Source organism: Nonomuraea sp. 3-1Str (assembly GCF_031570565.1).
Taxonomy (GTDB): Bacteria; Actinomycetota; Actinomycetes; order Streptosporangiales; family Streptosporangiaceae; genus Nonomuraea.
The window spans coordinates 1-22,589 of sequence record NZ_JALHBK010000029.1 but is presented as its reverse complement, the minus strand read 5'-3'; the positions used below and the strand labels follow the sequence as shown (position 1 = coordinate 22,589).

At 72.0% G+C, this 22,589-nt stretch carries 23 protein-coding genes and 1 tRNA gene; 8 read left to right on the top strand and 16 right to left on the bottom strand.

Annotated features, from left to right (window positions below):
- Positions 1 to 125: 125 nt before the first annotated feature.
- The 3 genes from MTP10_RS33580 to MTP10_RS33570 all read right to left on the bottom strand — a co-directional run bounded on the left by MTP10_RS33580 (position 126) and on the right by MTP10_RS33570 (position 1,744).
- A complete protein-coding gene (locus MTP10_RS33580; RefSeq protein WP_310714648.1) occupies positions 126 to 491 on the bottom strand; it encodes a hypothetical protein in 366 nt (121 codons plus the stop codon).
- A 243-nt stretch (positions 492 to 734) separates the two neighbouring features.
- The gene (locus tag MTP10_RS33575) at positions 735 to 1,214 is read right to left on the bottom strand and encodes a deaminase (RefSeq protein WP_310714647.1); all 480 of its coding nucleotides are present in this window, start codon (positions 1,212 to 1,214) and stop codon (positions 735 to 737) included.
- The gene (locus tag MTP10_RS33570; protein WP_310714645.1) at positions 1,211 to 1,744 is read right to left on the bottom strand and encodes a dihydrofolate reductase family protein; all 534 of its coding nucleotides are present in this window, start codon (positions 1,742 to 1,744) and stop codon (positions 1,211 to 1,213) included. The genes MTP10_RS33575 and MTP10_RS33570 overlap by 4 nt, the downstream gene beginning before the upstream one ends.
- 69 nt (positions 1,745 to 1,813) lie before the next feature.
- On the opposite strand from MTP10_RS33570, the gene MTP10_RS33565 reads away from it, so the two are divergent.
- On the top strand, positions 1,814 to 2,083 hold the full coding sequence (locus MTP10_RS33565) for a hypothetical protein (protein WP_310714643.1): 270 nt from the start codon (positions 1,814 to 1,816) through the stop codon (positions 2,081 to 2,083).
- 222 nt (positions 2,084 to 2,305) lie between these two features.
- Here the strand turns inward: MTP10_RS33565 and MTP10_RS33560 are convergent.
- A tRNA-Arg gene (locus MTP10_RS33560) sits at positions 2,306 to 2,379 on the bottom strand.
- 142 nt (positions 2,380 to 2,521) lie between these two features.
- On the opposite strand from MTP10_RS33560, the gene MTP10_RS33555 reads away from it, so the two are divergent.
- Positions 2,522 to 3,304: a phosphotransferase gene (locus MTP10_RS33555; RefSeq protein WP_310714641.1), complete on the top strand. Its 783-nt coding sequence runs from the start codon at positions 2,522 to 2,524 to the stop codon at positions 3,302 to 3,304.
- Between the two features lie 162 nt (positions 3,305 to 3,466).
- Complete coding sequence (locus tag MTP10_RS33550) at positions 3,467 to 4,522, top strand: cobalamin biosynthesis protein (protein WP_397334560.1); 1,056 nt, start codon at positions 3,467 to 3,469, stop codon at positions 4,520 to 4,522.
- Between the two features lie 15 nt (positions 4,523 to 4,537).
- Here MTP10_RS33550 and MTP10_RS33545 read toward each other — a convergent pair whose 3' ends face one another.
- Together MTP10_RS33545 and MTP10_RS33540 are read right to left on the bottom strand one after the other, a co-directional pair.
- Positions 4,538 to 4,774, bottom strand: a complete 237-nt coding sequence (locus tag MTP10_RS33545; protein ID WP_310714636.1) for a hypothetical protein — start codon at positions 4,772 to 4,774, stop codon at positions 4,538 to 4,540.
- A gap of 101 nt (positions 4,775 to 4,875) precedes the next feature.
- On the bottom strand, positions 4,876 to 5,532 hold the full coding sequence (locus MTP10_RS33540; protein ID WP_310714787.1) for a hypothetical protein: 657 nt from the start codon (positions 5,530 to 5,532) through the stop codon (positions 4,876 to 4,878).
- 20 nt (positions 5,533 to 5,552) lie between these two features.
- Here MTP10_RS33540 and MTP10_RS33535 point away from each other — a divergent pair, with 20 nt between their 5' ends.
- Positions 5,553 to 5,717: a hypothetical protein gene (locus MTP10_RS33535; protein ID WP_310714794.1), complete on the top strand. Its 165-nt coding sequence runs from the start codon at positions 5,553 to 5,555 to the stop codon at positions 5,715 to 5,717.
- A 4-nt stretch (positions 5,718 to 5,721) separates the two neighbouring features.
- Here the strand turns inward: MTP10_RS33535 and MTP10_RS33530 are convergent, their stop codons facing one another.
- Positions 5,722 to 7,290, bottom strand: a complete 1,569-nt coding sequence (locus MTP10_RS33530; protein WP_310714633.1) for an ABC transporter substrate-binding protein — start codon at positions 7,288 to 7,290, stop codon at positions 5,722 to 5,724.
- Between the two features lie 162 nt (positions 7,291 to 7,452).
- On the opposite strand from MTP10_RS33530, the gene MTP10_RS33525 reads away from it, so the two are divergent.
- Both MTP10_RS33525 and MTP10_RS33520 read left to right on the top strand, forming a co-directional pair.
- A complete protein-coding gene (locus MTP10_RS33525; RefSeq protein WP_310714631.1) occupies positions 7,453 to 9,381 on the top strand; it encodes a nitrate- and nitrite sensing domain-containing protein in 1,929 nt (642 codons plus the stop codon).
- Positions 9,374 to 9,730 carry a DUF742 domain-containing protein gene (locus MTP10_RS33520; RefSeq protein WP_310714629.1) on the top strand — a complete coding sequence of 119 codons (357 nt, stop codon included), beginning with the start codon at positions 9,374 to 9,376 and terminating at the stop codon, positions 9,728 to 9,730. Before MTP10_RS33525 ends, MTP10_RS33520 begins: the two co-directional genes overlap by 8 nt.
- Here the strand turns inward: MTP10_RS33520 and MTP10_RS33515 are convergent.
- Positions 9,708 to 11,111 carry an MFS transporter gene (locus MTP10_RS33515; RefSeq protein WP_310714627.1) on the bottom strand — a complete coding sequence of 468 codons (1,404 nt, stop codon included), beginning with the start codon at positions 11,109 to 11,111 and terminating at the stop codon, positions 9,708 to 9,710. The two genes, MTP10_RS33520 and MTP10_RS33515, sit on opposite strands and share 23 nt — an antisense overlap.
- Positions 11,112 to 11,180: 69 nt before the next feature.
- Here MTP10_RS33515 and MTP10_RS33510 point away from each other — a divergent pair, with 69 nt between their 5' ends.
- Complete coding sequence (locus tag MTP10_RS33510) at positions 11,181 to 11,654, top strand: MarR family transcriptional regulator (RefSeq protein ID WP_310714626.1); 474 nt, start codon at positions 11,181 to 11,183, stop codon at positions 11,652 to 11,654.
- 14 nt (positions 11,655 to 11,668) lie between these two features.
- On the opposite strand, the gene MTP10_RS33505 is transcribed toward MTP10_RS33510, so the two are convergent.
- From MTP10_RS33505 to MTP10_RS33470, 8 genes are all read right to left on the bottom strand, one after another.
- On the bottom strand, positions 11,669 to 12,541 hold the full coding sequence (locus MTP10_RS33505) for an ABC transporter ATP-binding protein (protein ID WP_310714624.1): 873 nt from the start codon (positions 12,539 to 12,541) through the stop codon (positions 11,669 to 11,671).
- On the bottom strand, positions 12,538 to 13,275 hold the full coding sequence (locus MTP10_RS33500) for an ABC transporter ATP-binding protein (RefSeq protein ID WP_310714622.1): 738 nt from the start codon (positions 13,273 to 13,275) through the stop codon (positions 12,538 to 12,540). The genes MTP10_RS33505 and MTP10_RS33500 overlap by 4 nt, the downstream gene beginning before the upstream one ends.
- Complete coding sequence (locus tag MTP10_RS33495) at positions 13,272 to 14,123, bottom strand: ABC transporter permease (protein WP_310714620.1); 852 nt, start codon at positions 14,121 to 14,123, stop codon at positions 13,272 to 13,274. Before MTP10_RS33495 ends, MTP10_RS33500 begins: the two co-directional genes overlap by 4 nt.
- The gene (locus MTP10_RS33490; RefSeq protein WP_310714618.1) at positions 14,120 to 15,136 is read right to left on the bottom strand and encodes an ABC transporter permease; all 1,017 of its coding nucleotides are present in this window, start codon (positions 15,134 to 15,136) and stop codon (positions 14,120 to 14,122) included. The genes MTP10_RS33495 and MTP10_RS33490 overlap by 4 nt, the downstream gene beginning before the upstream one ends.
- Positions 15,137 to 15,140: 4 nt before the next feature.
- Entirely contained in the window at positions 15,141 to 16,775 is a 1,635-nt protein-coding gene (locus tag MTP10_RS33485) for an ABC transporter substrate-binding protein (RefSeq protein WP_310714616.1), read from the bottom strand.
- A 24-nt stretch (positions 16,776 to 16,799) separates the two neighbouring features.
- The gene (locus tag MTP10_RS33480) at positions 16,800 to 18,374 is read right to left on the bottom strand and encodes a hydantoinase/oxoprolinase family protein (protein WP_310714614.1); all 1,575 of its coding nucleotides are present in this window, start codon (positions 18,372 to 18,374) and stop codon (positions 16,800 to 16,802) included.
- Complete coding sequence (locus tag MTP10_RS33475; protein WP_310714612.1) at positions 18,367 to 19,485, bottom strand: DUF917 domain-containing protein; 1,119 nt, start codon at positions 19,483 to 19,485, stop codon at positions 18,367 to 18,369. Before MTP10_RS33475 ends, MTP10_RS33480 begins: the two co-directional genes overlap by 8 nt.
- 69 nt (positions 19,486 to 19,554) lie before the next feature.
- Complete coding sequence (locus MTP10_RS33470) at positions 19,555 to 19,989, bottom strand: RpiB/LacA/LacB family sugar-phosphate isomerase (protein WP_310714610.1); 435 nt, start codon at positions 19,987 to 19,989, stop codon at positions 19,555 to 19,557.
- Between the two features lie 178 nt (positions 19,990 to 20,167).
- Between MTP10_RS33470 and MTP10_RS33465 the strand changes: the two genes are divergently transcribed.
- Positions 20,168 to 22,564, top strand: coding sequence for a Tex family protein (locus MTP10_RS33465; protein ID WP_310714609.1), 2,397 nt, complete (start codon positions 20,168 to 20,170; stop codon positions 22,562 to 22,564).
- Positions 22,565 to 22,589: the final 25 nt, after the last annotated feature.

The window sequence follows — 22,589 nt, the reverse complement described above, 5'->3', positions numbered from 1 at the left end:
GGCTCGGACAGCGAAGCCGGGCCACAGCTGCTGGATGCCCTCGCGCGCGGTTGCCTGGTCCGCCTGACGCCCCGTGAGAAACTGAGCCCTGTGGATCGGGCCTTCCTGCCTATCGCTGCACCGCCTTAGTTGGTTGAGGGCGGTGGGGGTGTGGTGTGAGCGTCGGGGTCAGCAAAATGGAGGGCGCACGCACAGTCGAGGACTTCCTCGGGTGAGCCTGAAGGGTAGCCGCTGGGCAGGAGGCTGTCCTGGTAGATGCCCTCGCAAGGAAGGTAGATTGCGAAGGCCCAGATGTGCGGGAGGCCTTGGAAGCGCAGGCGGCACAGCCGCGCGTAGGCACCGCCGTGCAGGCGCGCTTCGACATAAGCGAATCCGCCGCGGAAACGCACGTCGATCCCGGACAGCTGCCAGCGCGAACGAGCGTGGTCGTTCAGGCGCTGACGCAAGTGATGCTTCATCGACTCAGGCGGATTCTTCGGCATGCCGCTCATCGTGCCCTCCAAGAGATCAACCACGCTGCTCGGTGAGCCAGGGTGAGGAACGAACCCGGTCCGGGCGTTCGGTTGGTACGGCGGTGCTGGGGTGCGGTGCCCGGCCCGGTGTCCCGCCGCCGTCCGGGACCGGCCCCCGGGCCGCACGCCCGGACGGCGGGCGGGCGGAGGGCCGGGGGTACGGCGGCGCGCCGCGCCGCCGCTTGATCACCTATGAGAACAATTCGGCAAGTCCCTCGGGCACTATGAGCCCTGGTCCCCGAGCAGATGCGTATTGGCGGCACGCGCGGCATCGGCGAGTTCTGGCAAGGTGATGACCGTGACTCCGGCGGCGGTCAGGGCCTCGGTGCCGTTGGCGTCGATGACGAAGGTTGGCGGTTCCTTCCAGGCGGTCACTACGCGAGGGATGCCGGCGTCAAGGATGAGCTGGGTGCAGGTTCTCGGACGGGACCGGCGTTGAGTGCAGGGCTCCAGGGAGCTGTAGAGGGTGGCTGTCTTGAGGCGTGGATCGTCGGCGGCAACCTTGGACAGAGCCGACTCCTCCGCGTGGACGTGTGCGTCCGTCTCACGCGAGTAGCCGCGGCTGATCTCGTTGCCGTGCTCGTCGACGATGACCGCGCCGACCGAGAAGGCCGTCTGTGATGGCGGGCACTGGTGGGAGAGGTCGATCGCGGTGAGCAGCCATCGGCGGTCTTGTTCGGTGCAGGCGCTGGGGCCGGTCATGAGGTCTTACTACCCGAGGATTCTTTCGGCAGATAGCGCAGGAGCACGACGTCGTCCACGGCCCGTACTTCGGCAAGTGCCATGCGGTGGCCGACGCCGCCGGGGAAGTCGCCGGGATTGACGAAGCGGGGCGGGTTGCCGTCGCCGACGAAGATAGGAGCGATGGCGAGGTGGATCTCGTCAGCCAGCCCTTGGGTGAGGAACTGGGTGTGGATGGTGCCGCCGCCCTCCACCATGAGCCGGCGGATGCCGTGCTGGCTGAGATCGTCAAGCATGCGACCGAGGTCCACGGCGGGACCGAGGCTGACCACGCCGGCCAGGTCGCCGAGGGCTTCGCGGAGCTTTGCGGCGGCGGAGTCGGGACAGTAGACAACCTTCTCTCCGCCGTGGTGCCAGAACTTCAAGTCGGGGTCGAGGTCGCCGCTGTTGGTGATAGTGACCTTGAGCGGGTACGGGGGAAGGCCCTGGGCGGCACGCTCGGCTCGGCGGGCCTCGGAGTTGACCAGGAGGCGGGGGTTGTCGCGGCGCATCGTCGTCGCGCCGATGAGGATGGCGTCGCTCTCGGCCCGGACCTGCTTTTCCGCACTCGCACAGGCGGCGTGATCTCGGGATCGGCGTACGCGAAGGTCTGGCAGGAGGCTCGCACGTATGCCTTCACGCCCGATCAGGTCGCCTCTCCGCTGGCGGGCAGGTCATACGACCTTCGGCACGCGGCCGTCTCGCTCTGGCTCAACGCGGGCGTGCACGCTCCGGAAGCGGCCGAACGGGCAGGGCACGGCGTGGACGTGATGCTCCGCGTCTACGCCAAGTGCATCGACGGCCAACGAGACGTCGCCAACCGGCGCATCTTGGAAGCACTCACGGCGTGACCCACCACGCCCAACAGGACCCCGGGACACCTCGGGGTCCTTTCGCCGTTCCGGGGCCCGAAACCGCCGCGCCGACCTGGGGAAACGCTCCTGCGCGCATTCCGCGTATGTTCCGCGACCACTGGCACAGGGCTGCTCACGGCGGCCTCCCGCTGCCTGCCGCCCCACAACGCCGATCATGCAAAAGACCAGCTCAGACGGTGTTTGAGCTGGTCTGGTAAGCGCGCCCTGCAGGATTCGAACCTGCGACCGTCGGATTAGAAGTCCGGTGCTCTATCCAGCTGAGCTAAGGGCGCTCCTGCCTTATTGTGCATGATCCTGGGACCTGTCATGCACACGTTTTCCCCGTGTTCGTCCACCCAACCTGGCGGCCCTGGGGGATGTTGCCGACCGAAATGGCAGGCGTGGGGCGTACAAATGGGTCTAAGCTGTCGTGGCATGGTCGCGACGCTCCTGCACGAGATCCCCTTGCAGGGCGGGGACGTGACCGACGGGGTGGTGCGCGTCGGGGACACCGTGCGCAGGCCCGCCGGATCGTTCACCCCCGCCGTCCACTCTCTCCTGCGCCATCTTGAGGCCGTAGGGTTCGCGGGAGCGCCGCGGGTCGTGGGGATGGACGGGCTGGGGCGGGAGATCCTCACCTACGTCCCGGGGACGACCGGGTTGAACGCCGTGACCGCCACCGATGAGGCTCTGGTCGGGGTGGCCGGGCTCTTACGGGAGCTGCACGACGCGACCGCCGGGTTCCCGTTGGGCACGCGCGGGTGGCAGGCCGGGTCGAACGACGACGCCGCCCCCGAGATCGTCGGGCACTGTGACGTGACGCCCGACAACGTGGTCTTCCGCGACGGGTGCCCGCGGGCCTTCATCGACTTCGAGCTGGCGCGGCCCACGACACGGCTGTTCGACGTCGTCACCACGCTCCGCCACTGGGCGCCGATCGCCGATCCGGTGGACACTCCCCCGCTGCTGCACGGGCTGGACGTGGGTGGGCGGTTGCGGCTGTTCTGCGACGCGTACGGCCTGCCGGCCCGCGAGCGGCGGCGGCTGCTGGACCTGGCCCGGCTGCGGTTCCACCGGTCGTACGAGGTGATGCGCGCACGGGCCGCGACCGGCGGCGGATGGGCGCGCATGTGGGCCGGAGGGGCCGGCGAGCGCATCCGCCGGGCGGCGGCCTGGCTGGACGCCCACGAGGATCAGCTGCGCAGTCATCTGGTCTAGTCTCCGGTCTCCGTCTGCTGGTTCACGGCCGACCGGTGTCCGGTGGTTCCGGGTTCCGGGTGGCTGCCCCTGGGTGCGTCGGGGTGTCCGGTGCTGCCCCACTACGCGCCGGGTCCGGGCAGTGGGACAGTGATGGGTTCACATGTGTGAGAGGGCGGGGTTATGGGTGGGGTCGGTCGTGCGGGCTCGGGCCGGGGACGGGCGAACACGCGGGCGAGCGGGTGGGCTCGGGTGGGCGGGGTCGCCGCCGGGGTTGTCGTCGACGCTCTGGTCGGTGACCCGCGTGCCGGGCATCCCGTCGCGTTGTTCGGGCGGGCCGCCGCCGCGTTGGAGCGCCGCCTGTACGGCGACGCGCGCGTGAACGGCGTCGCCCACGTCGCCGTCTGCGTCGGCGGCGCCGTCGCGCTCGGGGTCGCGGCCGAGCGGGTGTCGCATCCGGCGGCGCGGGCCGTTCTGACGGCCGCCGCCACCTGGGCCGTGCTCGGCGGCACCACGCTGGCGCGTGAGGGAGAGCTCATGGCCGACGCGCTGGAGGACGGCGATTTGCAGAGGGCCCGCGAGCGGCTGCCGCACCTGTGCGGGCGCGACCCGTCGGAGCTGGAGGCGCCCGAGCTGGCCCGCGCCACGGTGGAGTCGCTGGCCGAGAACACCTCCGACGCCGTCGTGGCCCCGCTCTTCTGGGGGGCCGTCGCCGGGGTTCCGGGGCTGCTGGCGTACCGGGTGGTCAACACGCTGGACGCGATGGTGGGGCATCGCTCCCCGCGGTACGAGCGGTTCGGGTGGGCGGCGGCGCGGCTCGACGACGTGGCCAACTACGTGCCGGCCAGGATCACGGGACTGCTCACCGTGCTCGCCGCTCCGGCGCCGGGCCGGGCGTTGGCGGTCCTGCTGCGGGACGGCCATCGGCATCCGAGTCCGAACGCGGGACGCTGCGAGGCGGCCTTCGCCGGGGCGCTCGGCGTCACGCTCGGCGGGGCGAACGTCTACGGCGGCAGGACCGAGCACCGTCCCACGATGGGCGACGGCCGCAAGCCCGCGGTGGGGGACGTGCGCCGGGCTGTCCGGCTCGCCCGCTCCGTCGGCGTGGCCGCCTCGGCCCTCACCCTCGTGGCGGTTTCGGCGATCGCCCTCCGATCTGGATCAGGAAAAGCCTCCCTCCGATCCGGAGGAGCCCTGCTCCGACTGAACGGATCGGGCAGATCAGTCGAAAGTGCTTAAATACGGCACCGGCGGCTAGATCAGGCGGCTCGCGTTCGTGAGGAACCAGAAGACCACCGTGATGATCAACGCGATTCCGATCACCACTTTCAGCGTGCCGCCGCTCGACTGTCTTTTGACGGGGACGGCTCTCATCGAGTCGCGCCATGCCTGACGTGCGGAGACGATCGACTGGAAGCGCCGGCCCGCCACGAACAGGGCCAGCGCGATGATGATCAATAAGATGACGACCCGGCCGTCGGAAGTGTCCACGCAGCGGTCCCTCTCAGCGTTCAAGAAGAAATGCCCCCGCACATGTGGGCCCCACAATACTCAGATAATGAGCGTTGGGAAGTTATTTAGTTCGCCGCCATTTACCGGGTATTCGACTGGTCGGAGCGCTCGACGCCGACCGTGATCTCCTTGCCCAGCCGGTGGCCGCCCAGCAGGCCGAGGTCGTCGCCGCTCCAGAACCTGCCCGGGTCGTACCAGTTCGGCCGCCGTCCGGCGGGCAGCAGCCCCATCTCCTGGTACGTCACGGCCACGACCTCGGCGCAGTACGCGCTCTCCAGTGCCCGCTCCCCCCGGACCCGATCCCGCAGCAGGCGCGGCAGGCGCGGCAGCCGGCCGCGGGCCCAGCGGCCGGCGAGCCGGGCGGTGCTGGGGAACGGCGTGCCGTCGAGCCGGGCCACCGTGCGCAGCGCCGCGTCCTCCATCTCGGGTGTCGCCTCGGGTTCGAGCTGCCGCAGCCAGGGGCGCTGGCCGTACCGGTCGGCCCAGACCGTGACGGCGGCGCGCAGGTCGTGGAGCTGCACCCCGCGCTGGTGGGTTCCCGACCACAGGTCGGGCAGGGACCTGCCGAGCTCGGCGTGCCACATCATCGGCGGCATGTCCTCCACGACGATCGCCATGCCGACGTGGTTGACGGGACTGTTGGTCATGGTCTGGATGGCGCGGTCGGGCACCGACCGGCCGCGGAAGACCCACAGATCGCCTGTCCTGGTGAGGTCGACGGCCTCGTCGAGAGTCAGCACATCGCTAGCCTAGGCACATGCGCTGGTGGAAGATACTCGGGCTGGCCGGGGTCGCGGGGGTCGCGGCCACGGGGGTGGCGATCACGCGGGCGGAGCGGCGGCGCCGCGCCTACACCCCGGAGGAGATCAGGCGACGACTGCGCGAGCGCATCGAAAAGGGCGAGCCGGTCGAAGAGACCTGAGCCGTCAGCCGGAGGGCCGCAGGTCGTGGACGAAGGCCACATCCGGGTAGGCGGGGTTGTCGTCGTAGCCCTGGATGCCGCCGAGGTAGGCGCGCTGGTAGGTGACGACCCACGGCAGCGCGGCGGCGGCGTGCCGGTCGAGGATGCGGGCGGTGGCCTGCCGGAAGGCGCGCTGGGCGCCCGCCCGGTTGGTGACGGTGAGCCGCGGCAGCGTGTCGAGCAGCGCGTCGGTCTGCGAGTCGTCGAGGTAGGTGAGGTTGAACACGGTGGGGTTCTCGCCGTGGAAGACGTTGCCGAACCAGGAGTAGCCGTCGGCGTAGTCGGGCCACCAGTACATGACCAGGATGTCCTGGCCGCGTTTCTTGCCGAGGTCCCACTGGGCGTTCCACTGCATGGCCTTGGCGTCGACCGTCACGTTGAGCGGCTTGAGCGTGTCCGCGAGCCGGGTGGCGAGCAGCTTCTCGTCGGAGTCGCCCTCGGCGTAGGTGAGCGAGAGCCGCAGCGGCCGGCCGCCGGGGCCGTAGCCGGCCTGCCGCAGCAGCTCGGTCGCGGCCGGCAGGTCCTGGCGGGGCTCGCGGCCGGGGACGTGCCCGGGCAGCCCCTTGGGGACGATGCCGCTCAAGGGTGAGCCGGCGCCCTTGAGCGCCCTGATGATGCCCCGGTAGTCGACGGCCTTCTGCACGGCGCGCCGTACGCGCACGTCGGCCATCGGCCCCCCGGCGGTGTTGAAGAGCATCATCATCGTCTGGAACGACGGGCTGCGCGAGGTGCGCACGCCCGGGGTGGTCCTGGCGCGGGCGTACAGGCGGGGGTCGAGCCGCTCGACGAAGCTGGCCTCGCCACGCAGCAGCATCCGCCAGGCGTGGTCGGGGTCGGGCACGACGCGGTACTTGACCGTGCGGTAGTGCGGGCCCGTCCAGCCTCCCCAGTAGCCGTCGTACGCGGTGAGCGTGAGCTCCTCCTCCTTGCCCTTGCGCCAGGTCTTCACGGTGTACGGGCCGGAGCCGGCGTCCTTGCCGTCGCGCAGCCAGGCGCGCAGGTCGGTCGCGGCCTTGGTGTCGTAGACGTAGGCGGCGTAGCCGGAGGAGGCGACGAGGTCGAGCGGCACGGGGTACTTGAGGCTGAAGGTGACGGTCAGCGCGTCGTCGGCCCTGATGGCCTCGACGGCGTCCCAGATGTAGGAGGCGCCCTGGCCGAGCTTCATGGTCCGGTCGATCGACGCCTTGACGGCCTGGGCGTCGACGGGCCTGCCGGTGTGGAAGGTCACGCCGGGGCGCAGCTTGAACGTCCACGTGCGGCCGTCCACGGACGAGACCCAGGAGGTGGCGAGGCGGGGGGCGGCCTTGGCGGTCACCGGGTTCCACATCGTGAGGGTCTCGTACACGTTCTGGAAGGCGATGATCTCGTTGGAGTACGAGCTGGCGGGGTCCCACTCGGTGATCACGTCGAGGTTCTGCACGTGCACGAAGGCGGAGTCCCCACGCGGTGTCTGCCGGACGGCCACCTCGGCGGGGATCGAGCACGCCGCGATGGACAGCAGCAGGGCGGTGGCCGCTGCGAGACGACGGCGCAACGCATCTCCCTCTGTGACCCGGTCTACGGCGAAACCTACTGCAAGATCATCATAGACTGTCCAAAAGTCCCGAAAAATTAGGACTTCGAGAGATCGAATTGCTATTCTCATGCGTTGTCCCGTCCGGGGTTCACCAGCAGGGGACCGACCGGAAGAGGTGCCATGGGTCGCAGACGCACGATCCGCCTGAAGATCATCGGCCTGCTGCTGGTTCCGCTCGCCTCGATGGTGGTGCTGTGGGGAGTCATCACCGCTGTGACCGCCACCGAGAGCCTGGAGCTGCGGCAGTACAAGACGCTCTGGACCAATCTGCGCCTCCCGGCCTACCAGCTCACCACCGAGCTCCAGCGGGAGCGCCTGGCCTCGGCGCGGCTGCTACGCCTCAAGACCAACTCCACCGAGTCGGACGTGGTCGCGCAGCGCTCGCGCACCGACGCGGCCAAGGAGCGGTTCAAGCAGCTCTCCAGCGCGCCCATGAACACCTCTGACCGGATCCACGCCCAGGTCGAGGCGGTCCTCGCGCAGCTCGGCCGGCTGGAGCCGATCCGGGGCGAGATCGACGCCGGCCTGGCCGCCCGGCTGCACGTGGTGGAGACGTACAACGGGATCACCGACGCCCTGTTCGGCCTGCACCGCAACGTCGCCTTCGTCGACGACATCCCGATCTACGAGCAGTCCCGGGTCATCGTGGACGTCGGCTACGCCCGCGAGCTGCTGACCAGGGAGCAGGCCCTGGCCGCCGGTCCGACCACGACCGCCGAGCGGCGGCTGTTCACCCAGATCGTCGGCAACCGCCGCTTCCTGCTGGACCAGGCGCTCGGGGAGCTGGACGCGGGCCTGCGCGAGACGCAGGTCTCGCTGATCACCTCTCCGGCGTACCAGCGGATGCGCATCATGGAGGACCAGATCATCGCGGGCGACGCGCCGGCGGGCTGGCTGAGCACCACCGAGACGCTCAACAAGTCCTTCCAGGACGCCCAGTTGCAGGCCAGCAGCCTGCTGTCCGAGCGGGCCGAGCCGGTCGCCGACTCGGTGCTGCAGCGGGCGTTCCTGCTGGCCGGCACCTGCTTCGTGCTGGTGATCGTGTCGATCGGGTTCTCCCTGCGGATGGGCAACCGGCTGTCGCGGGAGCTGGCCGCGCTGCGGCAGGCCGCGCTGGAGGTCTCGCGGGAGCGGCTGCCGCAGGTCGTGGAGAAGCTGCGCCGGGGCGAGACGGTCGAGGTGCCCGCGCTCTCGGTCACCAGCACCACGACCGAGATCGGGGACGTCGGCGAGGCGTTCTCCACGGTCCAGCAGACGGCCGTGGAGGCCGCAGTGGGCCAGGCGCAGCTTCGCGACGGCGTCGGCCACGTCTTCCGCAACCTGGCCCGCCGCAGCCAGACCCTGCTGCACCGCCAGCGCATCCAGCTGGCGGACATGCAGCACCGGGCCACCGAGCCGGAGGCCCTGGACGACCTGTTCCGCCTCGACCACCTGACCACCCGCATGCGCCGCCACGCGGAGGGCCTGATCATCCTGTCCGGCGCGACGCCGGGCCGCGGGTGGAGCAAGCCCGTGCCGCTGATCGACGTCGTGCGCGGCGCCGCGGCGGAGGTCGAGGACTACCAGCGGGTCATCGTCGAGCCGATGCCGGGCCAGCGCCTGGCGGGGCCGGTCGTCGGTGACGTGATCCACCTGATCGCCGAGCTCATCGAGAACGCCACCGTCTACTCGCCGCCGCACACGCCGGTCCAGGTACGCGGTGAGGTGGCGGCCCGCGGCTTCGCCCTGGAGGTGGAGGACCGCGGTCTCGGCATGAGCCCGGAGGACATGGCCGAGCTCAACGCGAGGCTGGCCAGCCCGCCCGAGTTCGACCTGGCCGACAGTGACCAGCTCGGCCTCTTCGTCGTTTCCCGCCTGGCCGCCAGGCATGACATCCGCGTGACGTTGCGCGGTTCACCATATGGAGGGACCACCGCCATCGTGCTGATCCCGGCAGAACACGTGAGCGACCCGCCGGCCGAGCCGGAGGAGAGCGCCACGGAGAAGGAACCCGCCTCGGAGCCCGCCAGGGAAGGCGCTCGTTCGATCCGGGTGGTGCAGAGTGACTGACGAGCGCTGGCTGGACGAGGACGCTGGCCCGATCGTCCCGGCCTACCTGCTGACCAAGGGCCGTACGGTGCCCGCGAGCGAGGCCATCGACCTCATCGCGGTGATCATCACGGCCGGTGGCCTGGCTCCGCCCGTCGGGCTCGGCCCGGAGCATCTGATCATCATGCAGAAGTGCACGACGCCCACCCGCCTCGTGGACGTGGCGGCGGAGCTGGGCCTGCCCATCGGTGTGGTCCGCGTGCTGGTGGGCGACCTGCACGCGCAGCAGCTCGTGCAGGTCGAGCACCCGCCGCCCGCGCCGGACGCCAGCGTGCTGCTGGAGGTGATCAACGGCCTGCGGGCGCTGTGACCAGGAGAGCCCGGCGGTTCAGCAGCCCGAACACGGCCGCGAAGAGCGCCGCCACCAGGCTCCCCGCGGCGGCCGTCGCGAACACCCACTGGTAGCCGTGCTCGCCGGGCAGCGCGGCCAGGATCGCGGCGATGACCGCGCCGGCCGTGCTCCCGCCGACGATCCGCACCAGCGCGTTCACGCCCGCCGCGGCGGCCGTCCTGGCCGGCTCCACGTGCTCCACGGCCATCGTGCCGAGCGCGGCGTAGCCGACGCCGAGGCCCACGCCGAGCAGCGAGGTGGCCACGTAGACGTCCACGGGCGCGCCGTGCCTGACGACCAGCCACAGGCCCGCCAGGCCGACGGCCGCCGAGCCGGCCGCGACCATCGAGGACGCGGAGAAGCGGCGCATGAACCGGCCGGCGAACAGCGAGATCACCAGCATGATGACGGTGCTGGGCAGCAGGTAGAGGCCGACCTGGAGGGTCGAGGCGCCGAAGCCGACGCCGGGGGCCTGGGTGAACCCCGAGATGCCGGTCATGCAGGTGAAGAAGGCGAACCCGAGGAGCATGGAGGCGACCGTCGCGCCGACCGTGGTGCGCTGGGTCAGCATCGCCATGTCCACCAGCGGCTCGCGCACGCGCCGCTCGACGACCACCCAGGTCACCACGGTCACCAGCGCGACGGCGAACAGGCCCAGCACGCCGGGCGAGGTCCAGCCCCACGAGCCGCCCTCGCTGATGCCGAGCAGCAGCGCGACGAGCCACACGGTCAGCAGCGCGGCGCCGAGCAGGTCGGGGCGTCCCCCGCCGGCGGGCGCGGTGTCCCGCACCAGGATCGCCACCAGGGCGCCGGCGACCACGGCGATCGCCCCGGTCACCCAGAACAGCACGTGGTAGTCGCCGGCCACAAGCCCGGCCAGGATCATGCCGCCGCCGCTGCCGAAGCCCATGGTGGCGCTCAGGACGCCGATGCCGGTGGCCAGCTGTCTCCTCGGCAACGTCTCGCGGACCACCCCGATCGACAGCGGCACCAGCGCGGTCACGAACCCCTGCAGGATCCTGGCCACGATCAGCCAGGTCAACGAGGTGGCCAGCGCTCCCAGGATCGATCCGGCCACCAGCAGGCCGATCGCGCCGAGGATCATCGGCCGCCGGCCGTACATGTCGCCGAATCTGGATAGCAGCGGGGTGGCCACCGCGCTCACCAGCAGACTGATCGTCAAGGTCCAGCTCACGGCCGTCAATGAGGCGTGCAGCTCGCGCTGGAGCACGGGCAGCAGCGGGACGACGGCGGTGTTCTGCAGGGCCGCGATGGACGCCGCGAAGGCCAGCGCGACCACGGCGGGCCACGGGTTGCGTGTGGCCTTCTCGTGGGACGGGGGTGCGACGACTGTCGCCATGAGGGCTCCTTTGGATAACTTGGGTAAGTAACCAAGGAGCGAGCATACATACGTAAGTTAGGTAAGTAAATGTCGAAGGACGCAGATCTGCTGACGACCGTGGCGTCGTTCCGGCGGCTCGTGACCACGCTCAACCGCGCCAAGACGCACGAGCGGCTGACCGAGGCCGCCGGCGTCCGGCTGGACAGGCCGGACGTGCAGATCCTCGTCTACCTGCTCGACGCGGGTGAGCCGCGCCGGATCGGGGCCATCGCCGAAGGGCTCCAGGTGGAGAGCCCGCACGTGACCCGGCACGTGTCCGCGCTGGAGAAGCGCGAGCTGCTGGAGCGGGTGCGCGACCCCGAGGACGGGCGCGCCTGGCGCATCGCGCTCACCCCCACCGGGGCCAAGGCCGCGGAGAGCTGCCGCCAGGTCACGATGGACTGGTTCTCCATCGCGCTCGCCGACTGGCCGGAGGACGACCGCGCCGAGCTGGCGCGGCTGATCTCCCGGCTCTCGGAGGACGTGAGCGAGCGCCTGGTCAACCACACGGCCGCCAAGTAGGCGGCCCCGCCCCATCAGACGAGCAGCTCCTCGGCACGGTGGCAGGCCGCCCGGCGGCCCTCCCCCACGTCCCGGAGCTCCGGCGCCCGCTCACAGGCGGGCACGGCCAGGGGGCAGCGCAGCCGGAACGGGCACCCGGTCGCGGCCGGCCTCGCCTCGGTGCGCCCGCGCGCCGTGGGCGGCTCGCCGCCCAGCCTGGGCACGGCGTCGCGCAGGGCCAGCGTGTACGGGTGGGCCGGGCGCTCCAGCAGCTCGGCCGTGGGCCCCGACTCGACGACTCTCCCGGCGAACAGCACGTGCGCGGTACGGCAGAGCCGGCCCACCACGGCCAGGTTGTGGGTGATGAGCAGCCGCTCGGTGCCCAGCCCGGCGAGCAGGTCGAGGATCCTGGCCTGCACGGTCACGTCGAGGGCGCTGGTGGGCTCGTCGAGGATGAGCAGGCGGGGCGAGACGGCGAGCGCGCGGGCGATGACCACGCGCTGGCGCTGGCCGCCGGAGAGCTGGTGCGGCCTGCGCTCGGCCACGTCGGCGGGCAGCCCCACCTTCTCCAGCAGGGCGGGGACGCGGTCCCGCTCCTTGCGGGGCAGCGCCTCGGCGACCGAGGCGCCGACGCGCATGCGGGGGTCGAGGGCCTCGGCCTGGAAGACCGGCTGGACGTCCCTCCGAAAGCGCCTCATATCCGCTTTTTTCAGGTTCTGGGCGCCGTACCAGATGTGGCCGGACATGGGGGTCAGGAGACCCAGGAACGCGCGCGCCAGTGTGGTCTTGCCCGACCCGCTCTCCCCGATCAGCCCCACCCCGCCCTCGGTGACGTCCAGGCTGACCTCGTGGACGACGGCCGTGCGGCCGTACCCGAGGGTCACGGCCTCCGCCCTCAGCACGGTCATGGCAGCGCCTCCAGCAGCTCGCGCGTGTACGGGTGGGACGGCGCGGACAGCACCCGGCCGGCCGGGCCGCTCTCCACGACCTCGCCGTCCTTCATGACCAGCACCCGGTCGGCGATCGTGGAGACCAGGGCCAGATCGTGGGAGACGAGCAGCAGCGCCAGCCCCCGCTCCTCGCGCAGCCGGCGCAGCACGCCGACCACCTCGGCCTGCACGGTCACGTCGAGGGCACTGGTCGGCTCGTCGGCCAGGACGACCTCCGCGCCGAGCGCGATGGCCAGCGCGATGGCGAACCGCTGCGCCTGCCCGCCCGAGACCTCGTGCGGGTAGCGGCGCAGGATCGCGGGGTCCAGCAGCACCGCCTCCACGGCCTCCGCCATGGCCTGATCCGTCGCCGCCACGCCGTGCAGCCGCAGCGCGCGCCGCATGAGGACGCCCAGGCGGGTGGCCGGGCTGAGCGCGGCCTGCGGCGACTGCATGACCAGCGCCACCCGGGCGCCGCGGATCTCCCGGAGCCGGCGCGGCGGGGCCGTCAGTACGTCCACGCCGCAGACCCGTACCCGCCCGGACACCTCGGCGCCCTCGGTCAGCCCGAGCAGCGACAGCAGCGTGGTGGACTTGCCGGAACCGCTCTCCCCCACGATGGCCACGCACTCCCCCGCGCCCACGTCCAGCTCGGGCACGTGCGCGACCGTCCGCGTCCCGTACCTGACCCGCAGCTCCCGCACCTCGATCATCGGACGACCCTTCGCGGATCCAGGGCCGCCCGCAGCCCCTCCCCGAGCAGGTTGAAGGCGAAGGCCGTCACCAGGATCGCCAGGCCGGGGAAGGTGACGGCCCACCAGTCGGTGGTGAAGTACGTCTGGCTCTGCTGCACCATCAGCCCCCACTCGGCCACCGGCTCCTGCGCGCCCAGCCCCAGGTAGGACAGGGCGGCGCCGGTGAGGATGACGCCGCCCGCGTCGAGCGAGACCTGGACGAGGACGGGGGTGAGCGAGTTCGGCAGGACGTGCCGGAGCACGATGAGCGGCGCGGGCACGCCCAGGCACCGGGCGGCGTCCACGTACGGCCGGGTGGCGATCGAGGCGGCGACGGAGGCCGCGAGCCGCGCGTACCAGGGCCACCACGTGGCCGCGATGGCCACGATGACCGTGGTGACGCTCGGCTGGAGCACCACCGCGAGGGCCAGCGACAGCAGCAGCGCCGGAAAGGCCAGGAACACGTCCGTGACCCGCATGATCACGTCCCGCACCCAGCCGCCCGCGTACCCGGCCACGACGCCCAGCGTCACGCCCACCACCGCCGAGACGGCCAGCACGGCGACGACGATGGTCAGCGAGGTGCGTCCGCCGTACAGGACCTGGGTCAGCACGTCGCGGCCCGCGCCGTCGGTGCCGAACCAGTGCGCGCCGCCCGGCGGCTGGAGGCTGTGCACGGGGTCGGGCGTGTTCTCCGGGTACGGCGCCAGCCACGGCGCGAGCACCGCCGACAGCACGATCACCACGACGATCGCGGCCCCCAGGACGGCCAGCCGGTCCACGCCGCCGCGGCCCTTGACGGAGGCGACGGCGGAGACGGCGGTCACCGGAGCCTCGCCCTCGGGTCCACCACGCCCTGCAGCAGGTCCACGACCAGGTTGGCCAGCACGTACACCAGCGCCACCAGCAGCGTGACCCCGGCGATGGCGGGCGTGTCCAGGCTGCGGATCGCGTCGACCGCGTACCGGCCGAGCCCCGGCCAGTTGAACACCGCCTCGACCAGGAACCCGTTGACGATCGCGTACGCGAACACCAGGGCGATGAGCGACAGCACCGGGTTGAGCGCCGGCCGCAGGGCGAACCGGACCAGGATGGACGTCTCGCCGAACCCGAGGGCCCGCTCCAGCCGCGTGTGGTCCTGGCCGGCCTCCTCGATCAGCGCGGCCCGGGTCATCTGCGCGATCACCCCCGTCGGGTAGGCGGCCACGACGATCGCGGGCAGCACCAGGTGTTCGAGAGTGCTGGTGAGGATGGGCCAGTTGCCGGTGATGAGCGCGTCCACGACCGTGATGTTCGTCCAGAGCGTGAGCGGGCTGGTGGTGTCGAGCGCGGAGTCGTACTCGCCGGCGACCGGGAACCAGTCCAGGTTGCTGGCGAAGACCGTCTGCAGCGCCAGCGCGAGCCAGAACACCGGCACCGAGACCGACAGCATGCCGCCCACCCGTACCCCGAGGTCGGGGAGCCGGCTCCGGTGGCGGGCGGCGAGCACGCCCGCCGGCACGCCCACGAGGACGGCCGTCAGCAGCGCCGCGCCGACCAGCTCGAGCGAGGCCGGGAACGCCACGTACAGGTCGGACAGGACGGGCCGGCGGGTCCGCAGGCTGGTCCCCCAGTCGCCGGTCGCCAGGTCCCTGACGTAGTTCCAGAGCTGCGCGGGCAGCGGGTCGTCGAGGCCGAAGCGCGCCCGCGCCTCGGCGAGCTGCTGCGGCGTGGCCTTCGGCCCGGCGAACGCCACCGCCGGGTCGCCCGGCACGAGCCGCATCACGACGAACGTCAGCACCACCACGCCGGCCACGACCAGGATCGCCTGGCCGAGCCGGCGGGCCACGTAGCGCGGCACAGGGTCAGCCGGCGGGCTTGAGGTCGTAGAAGAAGACCACGTTCGGGTAGGCCGGGTTGTCGGCGTAGCCCTGGACCGTGGCGGACAGCGCGCGCTGGTAGGTCTGCACGTACGGCACGGCCACCGCGGCCTGGTCCTGGATGATCTTCTTCTGGAGGTCGGCGTACGCCTGGTCCGCGGCGAGCGCGTCCGTGGCCGAGAGCTGCGGCAGCGCGTCGATGGCCTTGTCGATCTCCGCGTTCTTCAGGTACGACAGGTTGAACTGCGGCTGGTCGGCGCTCTTGAACACGTTGAGGAACCACGAGTACGCGTCGGGGTAGTCCGGGTACCAGTACATGACGAACAGGTCCTGGCCCTTCTTCTTGCCGAGGTCCCACTGGGCGTTCCAGGCCATCGGCTTGGCCTGGAGGGTGACGTTGAGCCGCTTGAGCGTCGAGCTGAGCAGCGTGACCAGCAGCTTCTGGTCCTCGTCGCCCTGCGCGTAGGTCATCGTCAGCTTGAGCTCCTCCAGGTCGGGCCCGTAGCCGGCCGCGTTGAGCAGCTCCTGCGCCCGGGCCAGGTCCTGCTTGGGCTCCATGCCGGCGACGTGGCCGAGCAGCCCGTCCGGCACCAGGCCCGACGCCTTGGTGCCCGCGCCCTTGAGGGCGGCGACCAGGCCGTCGTAGTCGATCGCGAGCTGGAGCGCCTGCCGGACCTTGACGTCCTTGGCGGGGCCGGTCGCGGTGTTGAAGAGCACGAGCAGGTTCTGGAAAGACGGCTTCTGCGAGCTCTGCACGCCCTCCGTCATGCCGGCCTGCTCGAACAGCTGCGGGTTGAGCCGCGGGATGAAGCTCACCTCGCCCTTCTGCAGGAGCTGCCAGGCCGTGGTGATCTCCGGGGTGACGCGGAAGGCCACCTTCTTGTACTGCTCCGGCTTCCAGCCGCCCCAGTAACCCTCGAACGCCTTGAGCGTGAGCTCGGTCTCCTTGCCCTTCTGCCAGGTGTCGACGGTGTACGGGCCGGTGCCGGCGTCGGCCTTGCCGTCCTTGAGCCGGTCCGCGACGGCCGTGTCGTAGATGTAGGCGGCGTAGCCGGAGGAGGCGACGAGGTCGAGCGGGGCGGCGTACTTGAGGGTGAACCTCAGCGTCGAGGCGTCGACCGCGTCGATCGTCTTGACCGCGCCCCAGATGTACGCCGCACCGGAGTTGATCTTCATCGTGCGCTCGATGGCCTTCTTGGCCGCCTCGGCGTCGAGCGGCGCGCCGGTGTGGAACTTCACGCCCTGCCGCAGCTTGAAGGTCCACTCCTTGCCGCCGGCCGCCGACGTCCACTCCGTGGCCAGGCGCGGCACCGGCTTGCGCGCGTCGGCGTCGTACCGGGTGAGCCCCTCGTAGATGTTCGACATGGCGATGATCTCGTTGGAGTACGAGCTCGCCGGGTCCCAGTCGGTGACCACGTCGAGGTTCGGGGCGTAGACGAACGTGGCGTCGTTGGCCTGCCCGGCCGGTCGGCCGGTGCCCGGGCCGGCGCTCGCGCCCGTGCTCGGGCCCGGCTCGGGAGTGCCGCCGGCGCCGCGAACCTGGCCGCCCGCGCACGCGGACGCGGTCATGGCGACGACTCCGGCTACTCCGGCGACGAGCAGCCGCTTGTGCCAGCGCATGGTGGGGGGATCCTTTCGGTTACGTCACCGGGCGAGAGGTCCGGCGGCTTTCACGTGTACGCGCACGGCGGGCTCGGAGAGGTAGCTCAGGGGCACCTCCAGCAGGTCCACGATCTCGACCCGCGAGGAGTCCGCGCCCGCGGCGACGGCTCGCGCGGCCGCCTCCTCCTTGACCCTTTCGATCGCTTTCGACCGGCTTTCGCCCGCAGGCAAGATCGTATCCACTCTGCCGCTCGCCAGCGCGATCGCGGCCCCCACGGCGTTGGCCACCTCGGCGTGGCGGGGCCGCACCACGCCGCTCACCCCGGCGACGCGCGGCGGCAGCAGGAACGCGCCGCCCCCCACCGCCACCAGCGGCCGGTCGGCCCGCCCGAGCGACATCCGGTCCACGGCGTCGGCCACCATCGCGTCGGCGACCGCCACGGCTCTTTCCAGGCCGTCCCGTCGCGCCCTGTCGCCCAGCCGGGCACGCCAGTCGTCGGCTCCCGGAGGGGTACGGCCGGCGGCCACCGCCGCGTCGGTCATGGTGACCGTGGAGCCGCCGAAGACCAGCGCCTCCTCGGTGATGCGGTATCCCACCGAGTCGGGCCCGACCTCCTCGCCCCGGACCACGGTCCCGCCGCCCAGCGCGATGGCCAGGATGTCCGGCATGCGGAAGTTGGTGAGCACCCCGCCGATCTCCACGGCCGCCGCCGACTCCCTCGGGAACCCGCCGGTCAGCACGCCGAGGTCCGTGGAGGTGCCGCCCACGTCGGCCACGACCGCCTCGGCCACGCCCGACAGGAACGCGGCGCCGCGCAGCGAGTTGGCCGGGCCGGAGCCGATGGTCGACACCGGCAGCCGCGCCGCGTGCTCGGTGGTCATCAGCGTGCCGTCGTTCTGCGCCAGGTACGGCGTGGCGGTCAGCCCGTGCTCGGCCAGGGCCCCGGCCAGCGCGCCCGTGACGTGCCCGGCCACGCCGTACAGGGCGGCGTTGAGCACGGTCGCGTTCTCGCGCTCCAGCAGGCCCAGCGAGCCGATCTCGTGGCTGACCGACACGGGCAGCCCGTACTCGGCCGCCACCAGCTCCGCGACCGCCCGCTCGTGGTCGGCCGTGGCCGGGCTGAACACGCCCGTCACCGCCACCGCGTCCACCCTGGCCCCGCCCTTCCGCAGCCCGTCGAGGAACCGGCGGATCGCGTCGCGGTCGAGCGGGCCGATCTCGCGGCCGTCCACGTAGTGACCGCCGGGCAGCACGGCCTCACCGGCGGAGACGGCGGCGCGCAGGGCGGCGGGCCAGTCGGACAGCGGCGGCACGGACGTCGTGGCGGGCGCGCCCAGCCGCACCACCGCCACCCGGCCGAGACCGCGGCGCTCCAGGATGGCGTTCGTGGCGTGCGTGGTCCCCAGCATGACGCGGGTCACGCGGCCCTCCGCGTGCTGGTCCAGCTCGGCCAGGACCGCGCCGAGCGCCGCCCGCAGGCCGCTCGTCACGTCGGGCGTGGTCGGCCGCTTGGCCTTGGCGATCACCCGGTCGGCGGCGTCGAGCACCACCGCGTCGGTGTTCGTCCCGCCCACGTCGATCCCGACGCGCAGGGCTCCCCGAGCTCCGTCAACCACGCGGCCCCTCCTTCACCGGCTCCTCCTTCACCGGCTCCTCCGCCGGGTCCTTCGCCAGGTCTTCGACCGGGGTGTAGTCGAGGTCGTAGCCGAAGGCCCGGGGACCGGCCGTCTCCAGGCCCCTCGGGGTGCGCCAGAGCGGGTCGCACGGCCAGGCCAGCACCGTGACGCGCTGGCCGTACCGGAGCGACTCGGTCTGGATGGCGGCGGCCGTCTCGGTGTCGACCACCGTGATGAGGTCGGGCACCATGGCCATGATCCGGCCGCCGGCCGTGGCGACGAGGTTCTCGTTCTGCAGCTCCAGGGTCAAGGACCGGCCGCGGTCGGCTCCGGTGCCCTCGACCGTCGCCGTGCCCCGCACGAACCCGCCCGTGGTGCGCCGCTCCACGTCCGCCAGCTTGCCGGTGATCAGCTCGTACGCCCCCAGCTCGCTCCGCAGCGCCTCCAGCGGGTCGCCCGTCCCCCCGGTGGCCCGGCCGACGGCCAGGGCCCGCGTGACCGTGCCCTCGATGACGGCGCCCCGCGCGCCCTCGGCGGTGAGCACGTAGTCGGCCATGAGCGCGTGCGACCCGGCCGCCACGCAGACCGCGCGGGCCAGCCGCTCCGACCACAGGCCGTCCACCGGCCTGATCGTGACGACGTTGCCGACGATGTCCGCCATGATCACCAGATCGGCCGGCAGCCCCGCCACGTACATGGAGACCATCTGCACCTCGGGGAACGCCCGGCCCATGCCGTCGGCGTCCAGCAGCGGCAGGCCGAGCTGCGCCGCCCAGGCGACGGGCGCGACCCCGTTGGCCCCGCCGATCTCCGACGACATGACCGCGGACGGCGGCCGGCCGAAGATCCGCTCGATCTCCCGGGCGATCCGCCGGGGCTCGTCCTCGCCGTGGATCATCTCGTGGCTGACCGTGGGCGCGCCGATGCCGGACAGCGGCACCACCAGGGCGTCATCGGGTAAGTCCGCCAGCCCGACGAGCGGCACGTCGCCGTACTCCTGGATCGCCCGCCGCGCCGCCAGCGCCCCGGTACGCACGTCGCCCCCGCCACCGGTGCCCAGCACGGCGCAGCCGCGGGCGAGAGCCGCGACGTCAGTCAGTTGAATCTTCATGAGGCGTCACAACCAAGCACATGGCACCACGTTGCCGCCAGTCCGAAACGCCCTATACGCGAGGAGAAGTCAGATTTCGTCGAGGTGGGAGACGTTCGAGCGGTCGGCGTCGTCCGTGCTGGGCTCGCCCGCGAACCACGCCTCCAGGATCTCGCCGAGCACCACCTCCGAGGTGAGGCGCAGGCTGAGGGCCAGCACGTTCGCGTCGTTCCACCTGCGGGCCCCATCCGCGGTGTACGCGTCGGCGCACAGCGCCGCCCGGACGCCCGGCACCTTGTTGGCCGCGATGGACGCGCCCGTGCCGGTCCAGCAGCACACCACGGCCTGGTCGGCCCGCCCCTCGCCGACGTCGCGCGCCGCCGCCTCCGACGCCCACGCCCAGTCGTCGCGCCCGCCCGGGTCGAGCGCCCCGTGGACGATCACCTCGTGCCCGCGTCCGCGCAGCTCCTCCACCACCCGCTCCGCCACGCCGTCCAGGCTGTCGGCCGCCACCGAGATCCGCATCCCCCAGGTCTACCACCCGAGCCCCGTTTGATTCGGCTCGCCGCTGATCCGCGGGAAATCGTCGGTGCCTGCCTCTAGGGTGCTGGACGACGACCGGCGCGCCCTGGCGGCCCGCGCGGTCCCGGGGGACGGCCCCTTCCTGCACAATTGACCGGCGGGACCATCGAAAGGCAGGCAAGTGCTCTCTATTCACCAGCGGATCGCGGCTGAGCTCGGCGTGCGCGACGGGCAGGTGCTCGCGGCCGTCGAGCTGCTCGACGGCGGCGCCACGGTGCCGTTCATCGCCCGATACCGCAAGGAGGTCACCGGCGCCCTCGACGACGCCCAGCTGCGCACCCTGGAGGAGCGGCTGCGCTACCTGCGCGAGCTGGAGGAGCGGCGGACGGCCATCCTGGAGTCCGTCGAGTCCCAGGGCAAGCTCGACGACGAGCTGCGCGCCCAGATCATGGCGGCCGAGACCAAGGCCCGGCTGGAGGACATCTACCTCCCGTACAAGCCCAAGCGGCGCACCAAGGCGCAGATCGCCCGCGAGCTGGGCCTGGAGCCGCTGGCCGACCGGCTGCTCGCCGACCCGTCGCTCGACCCGGCGGCCGAGGCCGAGGGGTTCGTCACCGAGGGCGTGGCCGACGCCGGTGCGGCGCTGGAGGGGGCGCGGGCCATCCTGATCGAGCGCTTCGCCGAGGACGCCGACCTCATCGGGTCCCTGCGCGAGCAGCTCTGGACCCGCGGCCGGCTGGTGTCCAAGGTCCGCGAGGGCAAGGAGGAGGCCGGGGCCAAGTTCTCCGACTACTTCGAGTTCGGCGAGCCGCTCACCAAGCTGCCCTCGCACCGCATCCTGGCGATGTTCCGGGGCGAGAAGGAGGAGGTGCTCAGCGTCACGCTGGAGCCCGACGACAGCCCCGACTACGAGGGCCGCATCGCCACCCGCTTCGGCGTCTCCGACCAGGGCCGGCCCGCCGACCGCTGGCTGAACGAGACCGTCCGCTGGGCCTGGCGCACCCGCATCCTCGTCCACCTCGGCCTGGACCTGCGGATGCGGCTCTGGCAGGCCGCCGAGGACGAGGCGGTCCGGGTGTTCGCCGCCAACCTGCGCGACCTGCTGCTCGCCGCCCCGGCCGGCACGCGCACCACGATGGGCCTCGACCCGGGCCTGCGCACCGGCGTCAAGGTGGCCGTGGTCGACGCCACCGGCAAGGTCGTCGAGACCGCCACCATCTACCCGCACGAGCCCAAGCGGCAGTGGGACCAGTCGCTCGCGGTGCTCGGCGCGCTGGTGCAGCGGCACGGCGTCGAGCTGATCGCCATCGGCAACGGCACGGCCTCCCGCGAGACCGACAAGCTGGCCGGCGAGCTGGTCAAGCACATGCCGTCGGTCACCAAGATCGTGGTGTCGGAGGCCGGCGCGTCGGTCTACTCGGCCTCCGCCTACGCCTCGCAGGAGCTGCCCGACCTCGACGTCTCGCTGCGCGGCGCCGTCTCGATCGCCCGCCGCCTCCAGGACCCGCTGGCCGAGCTGGTCAAGATCGACCCGAAGTCGATCGGCGTCGGCCAGTACCAGCACGACCTGGCCGAGACCAAGCTGTCCCGCTCGCTCGACGCGGTGGTCGAGGACTGCGTCAACGCCGTGGGCGTCGACGTCAACACCGCCTCCGCGCCGCTGCTCACCCGCGTGTCCGGCATCGGGTCCACGCTGGCCGAGAGCATCGTGCGCCACCGCGACGCCAACGGCCCGTTCCGCTCCCGTACGGCGCTGAAGGACGTCGCCCGGCTCGGGCCCAAGGCGTTCGAGCAGTGCGCGGGCTTCCTGCGGATCCCCGGCGGGGACGACCCGCTCGACGCCTCCAGCGTCCACCCCGAGGCGTACCCCGTGGTGCGGCGCATCCTCGGCTCGGTCCAGACCGACCTCAAGACGCTGATCGGCAACACCGCGGCGCTGCGCTCCATCAAGCCGCAGGAGTTCACCGACGACACGTTCGGCCTGCCGACGGTCACCGACATCCTGCGCGAGCTGGAGAAGCCCGGCCGTGACCCCCGACCGGCCTTCAAGACCGCCACGTTCAAGGAGGGCGTCGAGAAGATCTCCGACCTCCAGCCGGGGATGATCCTGGAAGGCGTGGTCACCAACGTGGCGGCGTTCGGCGCGTTCGTCGACGTGGGCGTCCACCAGGACGGCCTGGCCCACGTCTCGGCCCTGTCCCGCACGTTCGTCAAGGACCCGCGCGACGTGGTCAAGCCGGGCGACATCGTCCGGGTCAAGGTGCTGGACGTGGACATCCCGCGCAAGCGCATCTCCCTCACGCTCCGGCTGGAGGACGAGACGACCGCCTCCGGCGGCGAGTCCCGCGGCCCCCGTGGCCGCGCCGAGGGCGCACGGGGGGACGGGGGTGCCCGTGGTCAGGGTTCCGGTGGTCAGGGTTCCGGTGGCGAGAGTGCCGGTGGTGGGAGCGGTGGCCGGGGTGCCGGCGGTCGCGGCGGGGCCGTGCTGGGAGCGCTGCAGTGGGGCGTGGTGCACACGACGGACCTGCCGGAGGACCAGGTCCGGGCCGAGCTCCTCCGCGCCGCCCACGCGATCTGACGGAGCACCGTCCGACGGTACGGTC